The following is a 16,451-nucleotide window of genomic DNA, read 5'->3' on the forward strand; positions in this document are numbered from 1 at the left end:
GGCCCTCCCGGGGAGGGCCGCCTCACGCGCGCGTGCCGGCAACCGTCAGCCCGTGGGCTGCGGTTGCGGAGTCAGCGCATCCGAACTGCTGCGCCCCGGCTGTCGCAGCAGCAGAGCGATCGCCGCCGCGACCATCGAGACGCCGCCGGCCAGCGCGTACGCCCCGTTGTAGCCCCAGGCCGCGACCACCATGGAGCCCAGGCCACCGCCGAACAGACCGCTGACCAGCTTTCCGCTGTACACCAGGCCGTAGTTGCTGGCGTTGTAGTTCTCCCCGAAGTAGTCCGGGGTGAGCGCCGCGAACATCGGGTAGAACGCGCCGCCGCCGAAGCCGGAGAGGAACGCGAAGAACAGGAAGAGCCACTCGCTCTTCATCTCGCCTGCCAGGATCACACCGAACTGGGCCATTCCCAGGACGACGATGACGAACACCAGGGTCGACTTGCGGCCCCACTTGTCGGACAGCCAGCCCACCACACCGCGTCCTATGCCGTTGATGACCGCCATGACACCCATGGAGGACGCCGCCACCAGAGGGCCGAAGCCGACCTCCTTGGCGTAGTCGACCTGGAAGGAGATCCCGAAGATCGACACACCGGCGGTCATCACGATCGAGATCCACATCAGGGGCAGCATGCCCGTCCGAATGGCCTCCTTGGGCGTGTACTGCTTCGCCGCGGGCGGGTTCTTGGCGAGGCTCTCCGCGCTCTTCCGGGCCCCGGAGAAGGTCAGCGGGTCGATGTCTGCGGGCCACCAGTTCTTCGGCGGGTCCTTGAAGAAGAACGCACAGCCGAACACCACGATCATGATGTAGCAGCCGATCAGGTCCAGGACGCGGTGGTAGTTCCCGGTGTCGAAGGCGTAGTTGAAGATGAAGATGAACGGCAGCGACCCATAGGCGAAGCCGCCGTTGACGAATCCGGTGCGGGCGCCGCGGCGCTCGGGGAACCACTTGCCCACCATGTTGATGCAGGTCGCGTAGACCAGGCCGGCACCGAGCCCGCCGACGACACCGAAGCCCAGGATCGCCAGCCACACGTCGCTCAGGTGCGACAGGGCGAGGAACCCGACCAGGCACATCCCGGAGCCGGTGTACATGGCCTTGCGGGCCGTCAGGATGCCTTTCTCACGCAGCCAGCCCGCCGGGAAGGCGATGCCGGCCTGGAAGAACACCCAGACGCTGAGGATCCAGAAGGTGTCGGACTGCGTCCAGCCGTGCGCGTGGGACAGGGTGTCCTCCGCGGAGCCGTACGCGTACTCGAAGACACTGATGGCCATCATGGCGATCCACGGGAGGTACACCATGAGCTTGCGGGAGTGGCCGAGGATGTCCCGGTCGGTCTCGCCGATGCGGTAGACGCGGCCTCGCGCGTCGGTCACTTCACGGAAGGGACGGTTCGCGGCTGTCGGATCGGCCGAGAGCGGGTCTGCTGTCATGCTTGTGCCATCTCCTCGCCGAGCGGGTGCGGGTTGGGGACGATGCGCCGGGCCTTGGGCCGGCCCGGGGACTTCAGGAAGAGCGCCAGTACCGCGGAGGCCAGGCCGACGGAACCCGCCAGCACGAACGCGCCGTGGTAGTCCCAGGCGCCGACGACGACCGCGCCCAGGCCGGAGCCGACGAGCCCGGAGATCAGCTTCGAGCTGTAGACCAATCCGTAGTTGGTGGCGTTGTAGTTCTCGCCGAAGTAGTCCGCCGTCATGGCCGCGAACAGCGGGAAGATCGCCCCGCCGCCGAAACCGGAGACCATGGAGCAGAACAGGAAGAACGGCATGCTGCCCATCTGGCCGGAGACCAGCACGCCGAACTGCGCCGTGCCGAGCACGATGCAGACGGTGATCAGTGTGTTGCGGCGGCCGTAGCGGTCGGAGATCCAGCCGATGACACCGCGCCCGGTGCCGTTGACGACGGCCTTCAGGGACATCGCGGCGGCCACGACCACGCCCGCGAACCCCATGTCCTTGCCGAACGGCACCTGGAAGGCGATGCCGAAGATGTTGATGCCGGCCGTGCACAGCAGACAGAACCACATCATCCACAGGACGGGGGTACGGGCGGCCTCCTTGGGGGTGTACTGCTTGACGGCGGGCGGATTCTTCTCCAGGGCCCGGCGGATCTTCGGGTCGTCGGTCATCCTCAGCGGGTCGACGTGCGCGGGCCACCAGTTCTTCGGCGGGTCCTTGAAGAACCAGCCGGCCGCGGCCACCACCAGGCACAGCCCGATGCCCAAACAGGCGAGCACGGTCCGGTAGTTGCTCAGGTCCATGTACGAGGTGAACAGGAAGACGAAGGGCACGGACCCGTAGGCGAAACCGCCGTTGACGAAGCCCGTCTTGCCGCCCTTGCGCTCCGGATACCACTTGCCGACCATGTTCACACAGGTCGCGTAGACGAGGCCGGCGCCGATGCCGCTGCACATGCCGAAGCCGAAATACGCGACGGCCACGTTCGGCGCGTACGCCAGCGACAGATAGCCCAGCATGGTGCCGACGGCGCCGATCATCATCGCCGTGCGGGCGGGCAGCCTGCCGCTCTCCCGCAGCTGACCGGCGGGGAAGGCCACGGCCGCCTGGAAGAACACCCAGACGCCCATCAGCCAGAAGATGTGTCCGCTGCTCCACAGATGAGCCTCGTGGAGCGTGTCCTCCGCCGACGTGAACGCGTACTCGGCGGAACTGATGCCCATCATGCCCACCCAGGGCAGGATGACCATCCACTTGCGTGGTCGGCCCATGACGTCGGTATCGGACTCACCGATCCGGTACACGCGGCCGTTGCGATCCGTCACCTCCCTGTAGGGGACGGACGTCGAGTGGTCGGTGGTTGTCATCGCTCAGCACCCCTTGCATCGAAAGCTCTGGCCAGCGCCCCCTGTCCAATGCCTTTCGCGTGCGCACGGGTCCCGGGGCCGGCCGACCGCACTGTCGGCTGGCCCCACGCTTCGCTCAGCTCATGAACCGCCCCCCAACAGCCCCGCCGCCCGCGCCCACCGGTACTTCGCACCGAGCACGGCCACCGGCTTCTCAGTCGTGTACGGGTAGGCCACGACCCCTCGTTCGTAGAGGTACTGGCAGGCCTCCTCGACCTCGACGTCGCCCGCGAGGGAGGCCACCACGGGCTTCTCGATGCCGCGTTCGCGGAATTCGGCCACGACGCGCGCGGTGAGCTCCGCGAAGACCATCGGGGGAGTGACGATGGTGTGCCAGTAGCCGAGGACGAGCGCGTGGATGCGCGGGTCCTGAAGGCCCAGCCGGATCGTCGCCTCGTACGTCGACGGCGGCTCGCCCCCGGTGATGTCGACCGGGTTGCCCGCGGCCCCGAAGGGCGGGATGAACTTCCGGAAGGACTCGTCCAGGTCGGGCGGGATCTCCATCAGGGACAGGCCGTTGTCGGTCACCGCGTCGGACAGCAGCACACCGCTGCCGCCGGCCCCGGTGATGATCACGACGTTGTCACCCTGGGGAGCGGGAAGCACCGGCAACGCGCGCGCGTACTCGAGCATTTCGTTCAGCCCGGGCGCCCTGATGACACCCGCCTGCCTGAGGATGTCGTCGTACACGGCGTCGTCGCCCGCCAGCGCCCCGGTGTGCGAACCTGCCGCCTTCGCACCCGCCGCCGTACGGCCCGCCTTGAGCACCACGACCGGCTTCTTCGGCACGGTCGCCCGCGCGGCCTCCACGAAGGCGCGGCCGTCCTTGAGGTCCTCCAGGTGCATCGCGATGCACTCGGTGTGCGGGTCCTCCCCGAACCAGGTCAACAGGTCGTCCTCGTCCAGGTCCGACTTGTTGCCCAGGCCCACGATCGCCGACACACCCGTCTTCGTGGTGCGCGCGAAACCCAGGATGGCCATCCCGATGCCACCGGACTGCGAGGTCAGCGCGACACCGCCCTTGACGTCGTACGGCGTGCAGAACGTGGCGCACAGGTCCTGCCACGTCGAGTAGTAGCCGTAGATGTTCGGCCCGAGGAGGCGCACGCCGTGCCGCTCGGCGATCGCGACGATCTCCTCCTGGAGTTCGTGCTCTCCGATCTCCGCGAACCCGGAGGGGATCAGCACGGCGTTCGGGATCTTCTTGCGTCCCACCTCCTCCAGGGCCGAGGCCACGAACCTGGCGGGGATCGCAAAGACCGCCACATCCACCTCACCGGGAACGTCCGTGACACTCTTGTACGCCTTGCGGCCCAGAATGTCATCGGCCTTGGGGTTCACCGGATGGATCTCTCCGGCGAAGCCACCGTCGATGAGGTTGCGCATCACCGAGTTGCCGATCTTGCCCTGCTCGCCCGAAGCACCGATCACGGCGACCGACGAGGGCTGCATCAGGCGGCGCATGGAGGTGAGGATCTCCTCGCGCGTGTACGTGCGCCGAGGCTTCGGCACCGACTCGGCGAGGATCACGCGGATGTCCGCCGCGACCGCGCCCTCAGGAGTGGCGATCACCGGGTTGAGGTCGACCTCCGCGATCTCTGGGAAGTCCGAGACCAGTTGTGAGACCCGGCGGATCTGCTCGGCGATCGCCCACCGGTCGACGCCCGCCTGCCCGCGCACCCCGTGCAGGACCTCCGCCGAGCGGATCGAGTCCAGCATGGACAGCGCCTCGTCGGCGCTCACGGGCGCCAGGCGGAACGTGACGTCCTTGAGGACCTCGACGAGCACCCCGCCGAGCCCGAAGGCGACGACCTTGCCGAACGTCGGGTCCGTCACCGCGCCGACGATGACCTCCTGCCCCTGCGGGAGCAGCTCCTGGACCTGTACGCCCTCGATGCGCGCGGACGCGTGGTACGCGCGCGCGTTCTCGACGATTTCGTGGAACGCGGCCCGGACGTCCGCGGCGCCCTCGACGCCGACGATCACACCGCCGGCGTCGGTCTTGTGCAGGATGTCAGGGGAGACGATCTTCATGACCACAGGCCCGCCGAAGCGCGCGGCGTACGAGACGGCCTCGTCGACGTCGGTCGCCACTTCCTCGCCGGGTACGGCGATGCCGTACGCGTCGGCGATCACCTTGCCCTCGGGAGCGGTGAGCGCGGTGCGCCCCTCGGCCCGCACAGTGTCGAGGAGCGACCGCACCCTCAGCTCCCGGTCTTCGGCCATCACGTCAGATCACTCCGTTCGACTTGAGCAGGCGCAGTTCCTCGTCGCCGAGGCCGAGTTCGCCGATGTAGACCTCTTCGTTGTGCTCGCCGAGCAGCGGTGAACTGGTCACCTCGACGGGGGAGTCGGAGAGCTTGAGCGGGCTGCCCACCGTCGTGAACTCGCCGCGCTCGGGATGCGGGACGGTGACGACCATCTCGTTGGCGATCAGCGAGTCGTCCTCGATGATCTCCTTGGTGGACAGGATCGGCCCGCACGGGATGTTGTGGGCGTTGAGCCGCTCCAGCACCTCCCACTTGGGCAGCGTCGAGGACCACTCCTCGATCAGCTGGAACATCTTGTTGAGCTTGGGCAGCCGGGCCTGAGGCGTCGACCACTCGGGGTCATCGGCCAGCTCCGGCCGGCCGATGAGCTCGCTGATCGGCTTCCAGCCGACGGGCTGCACGATGACGTACACGTAGTCGTTGGGGCCGCCCGGCGCGCACTTGACCGCCCAGCCGGGCTGGCCGCCGCCGGACGCGTTCCCGGAACGGGGAACTTCGGTGCCGAAGTCGTCGTTGGGATATTCAGCGAGCGGGCCGTGGGCCAGGCGCTGCTGATCGCGCAGCTTCACCCGGCAGAGGTTGAGCACAGCGTGCTGCATGGCCACGTTCACCCGCTGACCGCGCCCGGTGTGCTCCCGCTGGAACAGCGCCGCGAGTATCCCCGCCACGGCGTGGACGCCTGTCCCCGAGTCCCCGATCTGGGCCCCCGTCGCCAGCGGCGGCCCGTCCTCGAAACCGGTGGTCGACATCGACCCGCCCATGGCCTGCGCGACGACCTCGTACGCCTTGAAGTTGGTGTACGGGCCGTCCCCGAACCCCTTGATGGAGGCATAGACGACCCGCGGATTGATCTCCTGGATGCGGTCCCAGGTGAAGCCCATGCGGTCGACCGCGCCCGGTCCGAAGTTCTCGACCATGACGTCGGAGCGCCGGATCAGCTCGGTGAGGATCTCCTTGCCGCGCTCGGTCTTGGTGTTCAGGGTGATGCTCCGCTTGTTGCAGTTGAGCATCGTGAAGTAGAGGGAGTCGACGTCCGGGAGGTCGCGCAGCTGCCCCCGCGTGATGTCACCGGTCGGTGCCTCCAGCTTGACCACGTCCGCCCCGAGCCAGGCGAGCAGCTGGGTGGCGGAGGGCCCCGACTGGACGTGGGTCATGTCGAGGACACGGATGCCTGCGAGGGCCTTGGTGGGCGTTCCAGTCATGCGGGCCACCTCACTTGTACATCGTCTGGTTCATGGTTCCGGGGGCGTACGCGTCCGGGTCGACCCAGACGTTGATCAGCGACGGCTTGCCCGACTCACGGGCACGTTGCAGCGCCGGGCCGATGTCGGCGGGGTCGCGGACCTCCTCGCCGTAACCGCCCAGCATCTGCGCGAACTTGTCGTAGTGCACGTCGCCGAGGGTGTTGCCGACCCGCTCGCGCTCCAGGCCGTACTTCTGGGCCTGGCCGTAGCGGATCTGGTTCATGGAGGAGTTGTTGCCGACGATGCCGACGAAGGGGAGGTCGTAGCGGACGAGGGTCTCGAAGTCCCAGCCGGTGAGGGAGAAGGCGCCGTCCCCGAAGAGAGCCACCACTTCCTTGTCGGGGCGCGCCTGCTTGGCCGCGAGTACGAAGGGGACGCCGACACCGAGGGTGCCGAGCGGGCCCGGGTCCATCCAGTGCCCGGGTGACTTGGGCTGGACGACCTGCCCGGAGAAGGTGACGATGTCGCCGCCGTCGCCGATGTAGATGGAGTCCTCGGTGAGGAAGTCGTTGATCTCGCTGACCAGGCGGTAGGGGTGGATCGGTGAGGCGTCGGACCGCAGGCTCGGCAGCCGCTTCTCGATCGCGGTCTGCTCGGCGGCACGCAGCTCGTCGAGCCACTCCTTGCGCTTGGACGCACCGCCGTTGCTGTATCCATTGAAAGCGTGCCCCGAGGCCGCCTCGGTCACCGACTTCAGTACCAGGCCCGCGTCACCGACGATCCCGAGGTCGATGTCCCGGTTCTTGCCCACCGTCCGGTAGTCGAGGTCGATCTGCACGACGGTCGCGTCCGGGGAGAGCCGCTTGCCGTAGCCCATGCGGAAGTCGAAGGGCGTGCCGACGATCACGATGACGTCCGCGTTGGAGAAGGCGTACCGGCGCGACAACTGGAAGTGGTGCGGGTCGCCGGGCGGGAGGGTGCCGCGGCCCGCCCCGTTCATGTAGGCGGGGATGTTGAGGGTCCGTACGAGGTCGATCGCCGCCTCGGTGCCGCGGGTCGTCCACACCTGGCTGCCGAGCAGGATGGCCGGCTTCTCGGCGTGCACGAGCAGATCGGCGAGCTTCTCGATGGCCTCGGGGTCGCCGGCCGAGCGGGTCGAGGCGCGATAGGCCCCTGACTTCGGCACGCGCGCCTTGCTCACCGGCACCTTGGCGTCGAGCACGTCGCGCGGGATCTCCAGGAAGGAGGGGCCCGGCGCGCCGTGGTAGCACTCGCGGAACGCCATGGACACCATGTCCGCCGCGCGGGCCGTGTCCGGCACGGCCGCCGCGAACTTGGTGATCGGCGTCATCATGTCGACGTGCGGCAGGTCCTGCAGGGACCCCATCTTGTGCTGGGTGAGGGCGCCTTGGCCGCCGATCAGCAGCATCGGGGACTCCGCGCGGAAGGCGTTCGCGACACCGGTGACGGCGTCCGTCGTGCCCGGGCCCGCGGTGACGACCGCGCAGCCGGGTTTGCCGGTGAGGCGGGCGTAACCGTCGGCGGCATGGGCGGCGACCTGCTCATGACGGACGTCGACGACCTCTATGCCCTCGTCGACGCAGCCGTCGTAGATGTCGATGATGTGGCCGCCGCACAACGTGTAGATGCGGTCGACCCCCTCGGCCTTGAGTGCCTTGGCAACGAGATGACCACCGGAAATCACGTCCTGGGTGTCGTCGGGCATGGCGAAGTCCTGTCCCTTCGTAGGGGTTCGAACTGCTCTCGCGGTACATTGCATACAGTCGACGAATACTGTATGAACCTTGTTATCCCGCATCCAGTGGGTGGTGTCCAGGGGGCGTGCGGCACTTTTGAGTCAGGAGCCGGAATGGACCTGTACGAGCACCAGGCAAGGCAACTCTTCGAAGAACACGGAATCCCGGTGCCGAGGGCCGAGGTCACCGATTCTCCCAAGAGGGCCCGTGAGATCGCCCGCGCACTCGGCGGGCGCGTAGTAGTGAAAGCTCAGGTCAAGACAGGCGGGCGCGGCAAGGCGGGCGGTGTGAAGCTCGCCGCGGACCCGGCCGCCGCGGAGCTCAGCGCACGTCAGATCCTCGGTATGGACATCAACGGCCACACCGTCGGCAAGGTGATGCTGGCCCAACCCGTGGACATAGAGAGCGAGTTCTACGTCTCCTATGTGCTCGACCGTGCGGTGGGCCGCTTCCTCGCCATCGCCTCCGCCGAGGGAGGCATGGAGATCGAGGAGGTCGCCGCAAGCCGGCCGGAGGCGGTGGCCCGTGTCCACATCGACCCGGCCGGGGGCGTCACCTCGGCGAAGGCGAACGAGATCGCCGAGGCGGCCGGACTGCCCCCGCAGACCGTCGACGTCCTCGTACGGCTCTGGGAGGTCCTGGTCCGTGAGGACGCCGTCCTCGTCGAGGTCAACCCGCTCGTACGGACCACGCAGGGCCAGATCCTCGCCCTCGACGGCAAGGTCACCCTCGACGACAACGCCCGCTTCCGGCAGGCGCGTTGGGGCGCCGAGGGCGTGGAGCACGACGACCCGCTGGAGGCGGCGGCCGCCGCCAGGGGCCTCAACTACGTCAAACTGGACGGCGAGGTCGGCATCATCGGCAACGGCGCGGGTCTGGTCATGTCGACCCTTGACGTCGTCGCGGGCTGCGGCGCCCGCCCCGCCAACTTCCTCGACATCGGCGGCGGAGCCTCCGCCCGGACCATGGCCGACGGCCTCTCGGTCATCCTGTCCGACCCGGCCGTCAAGTCGGTCTTCGCCAACGTCTTCGGCGGGATCACCGCCTGCGACGCCGTCGCCGACGGCATCGTGCGGGCCCTGGACAGCGTGCAGTTGACCAAACCACTGGTCGTGCGCCTCGACGGCAACAACGCCGCCCGTGGTCGCGCCATCCTCGACGAGCGCGCGCATCCCCTGGTCCAGCAGGCCACCACCATGGACGGCGCCGCCGGCCGTGCCGCCCAACTCGCCACCAGCGGCTGAAGGAGCCCGACATGGCCATCTACCTCACCAAGGAGAGCAAGGTCCTCGTCCAGGGCATGACCGGCGGCGAGGGCATGAAGCACACCCGGCGCATGCTCGCGGCCGGCACGAACATCGTCGGCGGTGTCAACCCGCGCAAGGCGGGCCGCACCGTCGACTTCGACGTCCCCCAGTGCCTTGAGGGCCTGGGAGGTGCCCCCAGCAGCGTCCCCGTCTTCGGATCCGTCGCCGAGGGCATCCACGCGACCGGCGCCGACGTCACCGTCGTCTTCGTGCCGCCGGCCTTCGCGAAGGCGGCCGTCGTCGAGGCCGCCGACGCCGGCATCGGCCTCGCGGTCGTCATCACCGAGGGCATCCCCGTCCACGACTCCGTCGCCTTCCACGCCCACGCCCAGGCGAAGGGCACGCGCGTCATCGGCCCCAACTGCCCGGGCCTGATCACCCCCGGCCAGTCCAACGCGGGCATCATCCCGTCCGACATCACCAAGCCGGGCCGCATCGGCCTGGTGTCCAAGTCCGGCACGCTCACCTACCAACTCATGTACGAACTCCGCGAGATCGGCTTCTCGACATGTGTCGGAATCGGCGGCGACCCGGTCGTCGGCACCACCCACATCGACTGCCTGGCCGCCTTCCAGGACGACCCCGACACCGAACTGATCGTCCTCATCGGGGAGATCGGCGGCGACGCCGAGGAACGCGCCGCCGCATACGTCCGTGACCACGTCACCAAGCCCGTCGTCGGCTACATCGCCGGTTTCACCGCCCCCGAGGGCAGGACGATGGGGCACGCGGGCGCGATCGTGTCCGGCTCCTCCGGCACCGCACAGGCGAAGAAGGAGGCTCTGGAGGCGGCCGGGGTGGGTGTGGGAAACACACCGACCGAGACGGCGAAACTTGTGCTCGCGTGTCTCGAACGCGGGCGCGCGGCCGCTCATAGTTGATGTGAGGCGACCGTGACGGACCACCGCGTGTGTCACGGCGTGCTTCGTACGACGTCCGCGCACGGCAGTGCGAGCCGGCGCGCGACGAGCCATGCACCCCCCGCCCCCGACTGTGCACCGAGAGCGGAGAAACCCCTATGGCAACAACCCTCACCCTCAAATCAGGCACCTCCTGGGCCGACGCCTGGCAGCGTTGCCTGTCCGTCGCCCCGGAGGCCTTCCGGGACGACCGCGTCCTCAATCTCTGGAACTCCGCCTGGCAGGCCGACGGCCGGGCCCTGCCCGCCACCAGCCCCGTCGACGGCAGCCCCGTCGCCGGACCGCCCCGCCTCGACCGCGAAACCGCCCACCAGGCCGTGCGCGCCTCGCTCGACCAGCACCGCTCCTGGCGGCACGTCCCCCTCGACGAGCGCCGCGCCCGCGTCGCGGCCACCCTCGACGCCCTCACCGAGCACCGCGAACTCCTCGCCCTGCTCCTGGTGTGGGAGATCGGCAAGCCCTGGCGGCTCGCGCAGGCGGACGTCGACCGGGCCGTCGACGGCGTGCGCTGGTACGTCGACGGCATCGACCCGATGCTCGACGGCCGGGCCCCGCTGGACGGCCCGGTGTCCAACATCGCGAGCTGGAACTATCCGATGAGCGTGCTCGTTCACGCCATGCTGGTCCAGGCACTGGCAGGCAACGCGGTGATAGCCAAGACCCCGACCGACGGCGGCCTCGCCTGTCTGACCCTGGCCTGTGCGCTCGCCGCCCGCGAGGGGATTCCCGCCACCCTCGTCAGCGGCAGCGGGGGCGAGCTGTCCCAGGCGCTGGTACGGGCGCCCGAGATCGGCTGCGTCTCCTTCGTCGGCGGCCGAGACACCGGCGCGGCGGTCGCCACGGCCGTCGCCGACCTCGGGAAGCGCCATGTACTCGAACAGGAAGGACTCAACACCTGGGGCATCTGGAACCACTCGGACTGGGACGCGCTCGCCGCAGTGATCCCGAAGCTCTTCGACTACGGCAAGCAGCGCTGCACGGCGTACCCGCGCTTCGTCGTCCAACGGCAGCTGTTCGACGAGTTCCTGGCGGCGTACCTCCCGGCGGTGCGCACGCTCAGGGTGGGACACCCGCTGGCGGTCGAGCACGGCGACGACCCGTATCCGCAGCTGGACTTCGGGCCGGTCATCAACGCGGCCAAGGCCAAGGAGCTGCGCGACCAGGTCGCCGAGGCCATCGACCGGGGCGCGGTCCCGCTGCACCGCGGCAGCGAGGCCGACGGCAGGTTCCTGCCCGGCCAGGACACCTCGGCGTACGTCCATCCGGTGACTCTCCTCAACCCGCCGCCGTCGTCACCCCTGCACCACGCGGAACCGTTCGGCCCGGTCGACAGCATCGTCCTGGTCGACACGGAGGCGGAGCTGCTGGCCGCGATGAACGCGTCCAACGGTGCGCTGGTGGCCACCCTGTCCACGGACGACAGGGCGACCTTCGACCGGCTGGCCCCGCAGATCCGGGCCTTCAAGGTCGGCCACGGCAAGCCGCGCTCCCGCGGTGACCGCGACGAACTGTTCGGCGGCTTCGGCGCGTCCTGGCGCGGCGCCTTCGTCGGCGGCGAGCTGCTGGTGCGTGCCGTGACCCAGGGCCCGGCGGGAGAGCGGCTGCCGGGGAACTTCCCGGACTACCACCTCATGCCGTGACAGACGCTCGGGTGGCGCCCCCAGGGGTGCCACCCGGCGATCACCTCGGCATGGCGCGATACGCCTGAAGGCGCCGCGCCGGACCGCGGCCGTAGTCGTGCAGTCACCTCATGTGACACGTCCTGCTGCCCGAGCCGGGCCGTCCGGAGCCGCTGCCCGAGGGGCGGATATGCAGGTGAAAGGCACTCCGAAAGCTTGGTATTGTTGTCCATGTCGCCGCGGGGAACACCTCTGGCCAGGCGGCAGACACCTGGTCCGGGTGGCGGAATGGCAGACGCGCTAGCTTGAGGTGCTAGTGCCCTTTATCGGGCGTGGGGGTTCAAGTCCCCCCTCGGACACAACCGCTGACGATACGGTGATGAGGGCCTCGACCTTACGGTCGCGGTCCTCTTTGCGTGTTCGTAGCTGATGGTGATGCCCAGGGCTTCGTAGAGTGGGTCTTTCTTGTCGGCGTCGGCCGTGTGGATGCGCTGTGCAATGTCTCCAAGACTGTCAGTGATTTCTCGGATCTGCTGGGCGTCGAGTGGGGATTGCTTCTTCCGGGTGAGGGCGGGGAGCGCGTCGAGTTTCTTCTGCGCTGCCTCTTTGTCTTGTTGCGCTGCGTTGATCCACTGGGTGACGACGGCTGGGTCCGCTCCGGCTTCGAGGGCGGCCTGGTAGCGGGCGAGTCGTCGCTCGCAGTCCTTGATCGTCTGGCGTGCCTGGGCCTGCTCGGGTGTGTGGGTCTCTGCGGCGCTCGCTGCGGCGCTGGCGTGGGTGAGGGCGGTGAGGGTGGCGGTGAGCCGGTCGGGGGCGAAGGCCCGGGCGATCCACTGGTCCAGGGCCCGGCATACAACGTCTTCGCGTAGGTTGACGGTGCGCGGGTGGGTGAGGTCGGGGTAGAGGGCTTGTTCCTGGTCTTTGAATTCGCAGCGGTAGTAGACGTGGTTGCGGATGGTGGCGGGCTGCATCTTGCGTCCGCACAGGGTGCAGCGGACCCGTCCGCGCAGGGCGTAGGGGCGTCCGCCTTGTTTTCCGGCTCGTTCCTGGCGTCCCTGGTTGCGGGAGCGCTGTCTGCGGAGGGTTTGGACGGTGTCGAAGCGGTTGGGGCTGATGATCGCTTCGTGGGCGGGTTCGTTGGAGCGGATCCACTCCTCGGTCGGGTTGTGTGTCATGCGGGTGCGGTGGCCGAGGGTGACGTCGTCGACGTCGAGGAGGCGTTCTTCCTTGCGTTGCTTGTTCCAGATCTCGTAGCCGGTGTAGCGGGGATTGATGAGGATGGCGCGCACGGCACCCTGCTGCCACGCGGTCTTCTTGCGGTGCGGGTTGCGGGCGGCGTCGTGGGCGGATGGGCAGGGGATGCCATCGCGGGTGAGCTGGGCGGCGATGGCTTTGTCGCTCATGCCGTCGATGTACAGGCGGAAGATCCGCTGCACGACGGGTGCGGCTGCGGGATCGGGTTCGAGCTTGTGGATGCGCTGGCCGACGGCGGCTTTGGAGGGGTTGGGGTGGGGGCCGGCGTCGGCGATCCGGTAGCCGTAGGGCGGTCGTCCGCCGAGGTAGCGGCCTTGGAGCTGGGCCTGGGAGCTCATGGCGGTCCGGACCCGGATCTTGATGCGGTTGCGTTCGCCCTTGCTCATGCCGCCGAAGACGGACATGACGAGGTCGTGGGCCTCGTTGTCCGGGTCGATCGGGCCGCCGATCTCCGGGACCCATAGGGGGATGCGGAAGTGGACGAAGACGGGGAAGGTGTTGCCGAACTGGTTGCCGTAGAAGGTGCGCTGTGGCTCGCCGATCACGACTGCGTCGAATCCGCGGTCGGGGTTGCGGAGGGCTTGGAGGAGTTCGTTGGCGCGGGGGCGGCGCTGCCAGGGCAGGGAGCGGCTGTGGCCGACGTCGAAGTATTCGGTGACGATCTGGCCGCCGGCGGGTTCGACCAGGGCTCGGGCGCGGGTAAGCTGCCAGTTCCTGGAGGCCTCGGGGTCTTGGAGGTCCTCGGTGGAGCAGCGGCCGGCGAAGGCGAAACGGATCACGTGCGGTGAGACTCCCAGTGCGGGCGCGCTGGGTGGGGCGCGCTGCGGGTGTTATGCGACGTTCTGTCGTACCTCGAATGGGGAGAGAAGAGCCAGCGGCCGCCCGTGTTACTCGGTTAGCTGTTGCCGGTCTCGGGGCGCTGCTGGCTCGAATCGGCGATCAGGGTGCGAAGGAGCTGCAGGAGGGTGGCAGCGACGGGCTCGGTCACGTCGGGTGGCTCTTCGGGGAGGGCCACCTGGGTCTGCAGCGGGGTGTTCGGGCCTGGGTGCTGGGGGTACGTGTAGTTGGGCATCGGCGCCTGAGGACTGGTTCGTGCTTGCATGTCCCCTATAGGGATGTCGCACGGCAGATTTGCCGTCCTTTGGCGGCCAAGGGCTTGTTGGGGGCCGGCTCGGTGGCCGAGGACTGCGTCAAGGGCGAGGCGTCGATGGAAGATCGGGCAGAACTATGTGATGCAGGACGAAATGTGGTGGAGTTCCGCTTCAACGTGTAGCGGGTGAAATATCACCACGTCGATGATCTGGCAAACATGCAGGTCAGATAGGGTCCGACTCTTCGGAGTCGGACCCTTGGTTTTTTCCCGTGCTGGGATGGTGCTGGGATAGCTGACCCCTCGTCACCTGTCATCACCCCTGGTCATCCGTACTGTGCTGGGATCGTGCTGGGATGGGATGAGAGCGCCCATGCTGGGTTTCGGGCGTTGCGCTGCCCGGTGCGAGGGGTGGGCGGGAGAGGCCCCATCTACACGCCTTCTTCACGACTCTGCGGGCTCCGCACAGGATCCGGGTCGTGGCGCTTTTCCTACTCGTTTGACACACTCGGGGTATGGGCGAGACGACGTACAGCATCGGGGAAGGGCCGGCGACGCGGGTGAGCCTGTCGCTGCCGGAGGGGACGGCTGAGGCGATCCGGGCGCGGGTGGGCAAGCGGGAGTTCTCCGCGTTCATCGCCGAGGCCGTCGAGCGTGAGTTGCGCGGCCAGGTCCTGGACGAGTACCTGGCGGATTACGAGAGCCGCAAGGGGCCGGTCCCCGAGTCGGCCCGGCGGCGGGCTCGGCAGGTCTTCGACGAGGTGTTCGCCGAGGAGGCCGCGTGGCCCGCCGCAGGCTGAGTCACGAGGGCACGCTGGTCCTCGACAGTGAGGGGCTCTCGAAGCTGCTCACTGACGACGAGCAGGTGGTGGCTTTGATCGCTGAGGCGCGCTCGCGCGGCATGGAGGTCGTGATCAGTGCGCTCACCATTATCGAAGCCGTCCACGCCCGTACGAACAAGTCCCGCCTGAACTGGGTGCTTTCCGGGCTGCGGGTCGTCCCGGTCGGTGACGAGGAGGCGAGGGCAGCCTCGAAGTTGCTGATGAATGCCGGGTTGCACGGACACAAGTACGCGATCGATGCGGCTGTCGCAGAAGCGGCGCTGCGACAGCACCGTCCCGTGGTGATGCTGACTTCCGATATCGACGACATGGCCAAGCTCTGCGGCGATCGGGTCCGGCTCGTGGCGGTGTGATTGCCTCTGGTCTGCTTTCTGCTTTTCGACGGTTGGTCAGTGAGTGGCGGTGGAGCTACAAGTATTCGGCGGATCGCCGGTTTCGGTAACCGATGATCCGCCGCTATGTTGCCGCTCTTTCGCCCACTGGCGAATTCTGTAGGCTGCGGGCGAAGCTAAGGCTCAGTAGGAGCGGGGCCCGTAGAGGCTCCAGTGGCCGAGGAAGGGCTTGAGGTCGTCGCCGCTGGGCTTCGGCGGCGTGGGCAGGTCCGGTGCTGAGGTGGACGCGGTGAGGTGTTGGAGGTGAGCGTCCGCGAATGCGAGCCACGCCTCGATCTCGGTCCGCTCTTGCCCGGTCGGCAGCGATGTTGCGTGGTTGCGTACCGCTGTGATGTATTCGGTCAGGTGGTTGGCCTGGTGCCAGGCGTCTGCCTGTTCCTCGAGGTGTTTGACGCGATAGGCGTGGTCGTAGGCCGCGCGGGCCTCCTGCATGGCGGCTTCCCAGCGCCTCTGCTGTGCCTCTCTGGCTTGCTGGTCTGCAAGGCGTTTACGTTCCGCGGCTTCGCCGCGGAGGCCGACCTCTTGCACGATCTCGGCGAGTTGGTCTTCCAGCGGCCGGTCGGGGAGGTCGGCCCATTCGCCGGCGCGGTGCGGGCTGCCGCCGCGGAGTATGAAACGCAGGCGGCTGGAGGGGGTGTAGTCGAAGCGGGGGATACGCATCCATGAGTGCTTCTTGGCATCGGCGAGTTCCTTGTCAGTGGGAACGTGTTCGCTGCGGTCCTGCTCTTGAAGGATGAGGAAACCGACACTCTCGCCTTGGGCGGTGATGGTGAAGTGCGGTGGTGCCTTGCGGCGCCGATGGGGTGGGGGAGCGCCTTGTGTGGTTCCGAGCGCTGCCTTGTGGCCTTTTGCTTCAAGGCCGGGAAGTTAAGGCTGGCTGGGGCGCTGTCCAGGCGCGGGTGGGCGTGCTGGCCCTGCGGTGAATGACGAACGGGACCGCTGGTAGATC

13 protein-coding genes and 1 tRNA gene are annotated in these 16,451 nt (G+C 68.2%); 6 read left to right on the top strand and 8 right to left on the bottom strand.

Annotated features, from left to right (window positions below; translation table 11 throughout):
- Positions 1-45: 45 nt before the first annotated feature.
- The 5 genes from AB0N07_RS45735 to AB0N07_RS45755 all read right to left on the bottom strand — a co-directional run bounded on the left by AB0N07_RS45735 (position 46) and on the right by AB0N07_RS45755 (position 8,047).
- Positions 46-1,437 carry an OFA family MFS transporter gene (locus AB0N07_RS45735; protein ID WP_365846003.1) on the bottom strand — a complete coding sequence of 464 codons (1,392 nt, stop codon included), beginning with the start codon at positions 1,435-1,437 and terminating at the stop codon, positions 46-48.
- A complete protein-coding gene (locus AB0N07_RS45740) occupies positions 1,434-2,828 on the bottom strand; it encodes an OFA family MFS transporter (RefSeq protein ID WP_365846005.1) in 1,395 nt (464 codons plus the stop codon). Before AB0N07_RS45740 ends, AB0N07_RS45735 begins: the two co-directional genes overlap by 4 nt.
- A gap of 120 nt (positions 2,829-2,948) precedes the next feature.
- Positions 2,949-5,093: an acetate--CoA ligase family protein gene (locus AB0N07_RS45745; protein ID WP_365846028.1), complete on the bottom strand. Its 2,145-nt coding sequence runs from the start codon at positions 5,091-5,093 to the stop codon at positions 2,949-2,951.
- A 4-nt stretch (positions 5,094-5,097) separates the two neighbouring features.
- Positions 5,098-6,339 carry a formyl-CoA transferase gene (gene frc, locus AB0N07_RS45750; protein WP_365846008.1) on the bottom strand — a complete coding sequence of 414 codons (1,242 nt, stop codon included), beginning with the start codon at positions 6,337-6,339 and terminating at the stop codon, positions 5,098-5,100.
- A 10-nt stretch (positions 6,340-6,349) separates the two neighbouring features.
- Positions 6,350-8,047 carry a thiamine pyrophosphate-binding protein gene (locus tag AB0N07_RS45755; protein WP_365846010.1) on the bottom strand — a complete coding sequence of 566 codons (1,698 nt, stop codon included), beginning with the start codon at positions 8,045-8,047 and terminating at the stop codon, positions 6,350-6,352.
- 144 nt (positions 8,048-8,191) lie between these two features.
- On the opposite strand from AB0N07_RS45755, the gene sucC reads away from it, so the two are divergent.
- The 4 genes from sucC (at position 8,192) to AB0N07_RS45775 (ending at position 12,283) form a co-directional block, all read left to right on the top strand.
- Positions 8,192-9,322 carry an ADP-forming succinate--CoA ligase subunit beta gene (gene sucC / locus AB0N07_RS45760; RefSeq protein ID WP_365846012.1) on the top strand — a complete coding sequence of 377 codons (1,131 nt, stop codon included), beginning with the start codon at positions 8,192-8,194 and terminating at the stop codon, positions 9,320-9,322.
- 11 nt (positions 9,323-9,333) lie between these two features.
- Positions 9,334-10,266 (top strand): succinate--CoA ligase subunit alpha, encoded by a 933-nt coding sequence (gene sucD, locus AB0N07_RS45765; protein WP_365846014.1) that lies wholly within the window; start codon positions 9,334-9,336, stop codon positions 10,264-10,266.
- Between the two features lie 137 nt (positions 10,267-10,403).
- Complete coding sequence (locus AB0N07_RS45770; protein WP_365846016.1) at positions 10,404-11,945, top strand: aldehyde dehydrogenase family protein; 1,542 nt, start codon at positions 10,404-10,406, stop codon at positions 11,943-11,945.
- A 253-nt stretch (positions 11,946-12,198) separates the two neighbouring features.
- Positions 12,199-12,283, top strand: a tRNA-Leu gene (locus tag AB0N07_RS45775).
- Here AB0N07_RS45775 and AB0N07_RS45780 read toward each other — a convergent pair.
- Entirely contained in the window at positions 12,248-13,957 is a 1,710-nt protein-coding gene (locus AB0N07_RS45780) for a recombinase family protein (RefSeq protein ID WP_365846018.1), read from the bottom strand. The two genes, AB0N07_RS45775 and AB0N07_RS45780, sit on opposite strands and share 36 nt — an antisense overlap.
- Positions 13,958-14,073: 116 nt before the next feature.
- A complete protein-coding gene (locus AB0N07_RS45785; RefSeq protein WP_365846020.1) occupies positions 14,074-14,250 on the bottom strand; it encodes a hypothetical protein in 177 nt (58 codons plus the stop codon).
- A 533-nt stretch (positions 14,251-14,783) separates the two neighbouring features.
- On the opposite strand from AB0N07_RS45785, the gene AB0N07_RS45790 reads away from it, so the two are divergent.
- Both AB0N07_RS45790 and AB0N07_RS45795 read left to right on the top strand, forming a co-directional pair.
- On the top strand, positions 14,784-15,068 hold the full coding sequence (locus AB0N07_RS45790) for a hypothetical protein (RefSeq protein WP_365846022.1): 285 nt from the start codon (positions 14,784-14,786) through the stop codon (positions 15,066-15,068).
- The gene (locus tag AB0N07_RS45795) at positions 15,050-15,463 is read left to right on the top strand and encodes a PIN domain-containing protein (RefSeq protein ID WP_365846024.1); all 414 of its coding nucleotides are present in this window, start codon (positions 15,050-15,052) and stop codon (positions 15,461-15,463) included. Before AB0N07_RS45790 ends, AB0N07_RS45795 begins: the two co-directional genes overlap by 19 nt.
- Positions 15,464-15,625: 162 nt before the next feature.
- On the opposite strand, the gene AB0N07_RS45800 is transcribed toward AB0N07_RS45795, so the two are convergent.
- Entirely contained in the window at positions 15,626-16,162 is a 537-nt protein-coding gene (locus AB0N07_RS45800; RefSeq protein ID WP_365846026.1) for a hypothetical protein, read from the bottom strand.
- Positions 16,163-16,451: the final 289 nt, after the last annotated feature.

The sequence above is a fragment of the Streptomyces sp. NPDC051172 genome, from assembly GCF_040682555.1.
In the GTDB taxonomy this organism is placed as follows: domain Bacteria; phylum Actinomycetota; class Actinomycetes; order Streptomycetales; family Streptomycetaceae; genus Streptomyces.

Coding starts and splice junctions, on each gene's coding strand:
- AB0N07_RS45735 (WP_365846003.1), bottom strand. CDS start 1,437: ATGACAGCAGACCCGCTCTCGGCCGATCCGACAGCCGCGAACCGTCCC.
- AB0N07_RS45740 (WP_365846005.1), bottom strand. CDS start 2,828: ATGACAACCACCGACCACTCGACGTCCGTCCCCTACAGGGAGGTGACG.
- AB0N07_RS45745 (WP_365846028.1), bottom strand. CDS start 5,093: ATGGCCGAAGACCGGGAGCTGAGGGTGCGGTCGCTCCTCGACACTGTG.
- frc (WP_365846008.1), bottom strand. CDS start 6,339: ATGACTGGAACGCCCACCAAGGCCCTCGCAGGCATCCGTGTCCTCGAC.
- AB0N07_RS45755 (WP_365846010.1), bottom strand. CDS start 8,047: ATGCCCGACGACACCCAGGACGTGATTTCCGGTGGTCATCTCGTTGCC.
- sucC (WP_365846012.1), top strand. CDS start 8,192: ATGGACCTGTACGAGCACCAGGCAAGGCAACTCTTCGAAGAACACGGA.
- sucD (WP_365846014.1), top strand. CDS start 9,334: ATGGCCATCTACCTCACCAAGGAGAGCAAGGTCCTCGTCCAGGGCATG.
- AB0N07_RS45770 (WP_365846016.1), top strand. CDS start 10,404: ATGGCAACAACCCTCACCCTCAAATCAGGCACCTCCTGGGCCGACGCC.
- AB0N07_RS45785 (WP_365846020.1), bottom strand. CDS start 14,250: ATGCCCAACTACACGTACCCCCAGCACCCAGGCCCGAACACCCCGCTG.
- AB0N07_RS45790 (WP_365846022.1), top strand. CDS start 14,784: ATGGGCGAGACGACGTACAGCATCGGGGAAGGGCCGGCGACGCGGGTG.
- AB0N07_RS45800 (WP_365846026.1), bottom strand. CDS start 16,162: ATGCGTATCCCCCGCTTCGACTACACCCCCTCCAGCCGCCTGCGTTTC.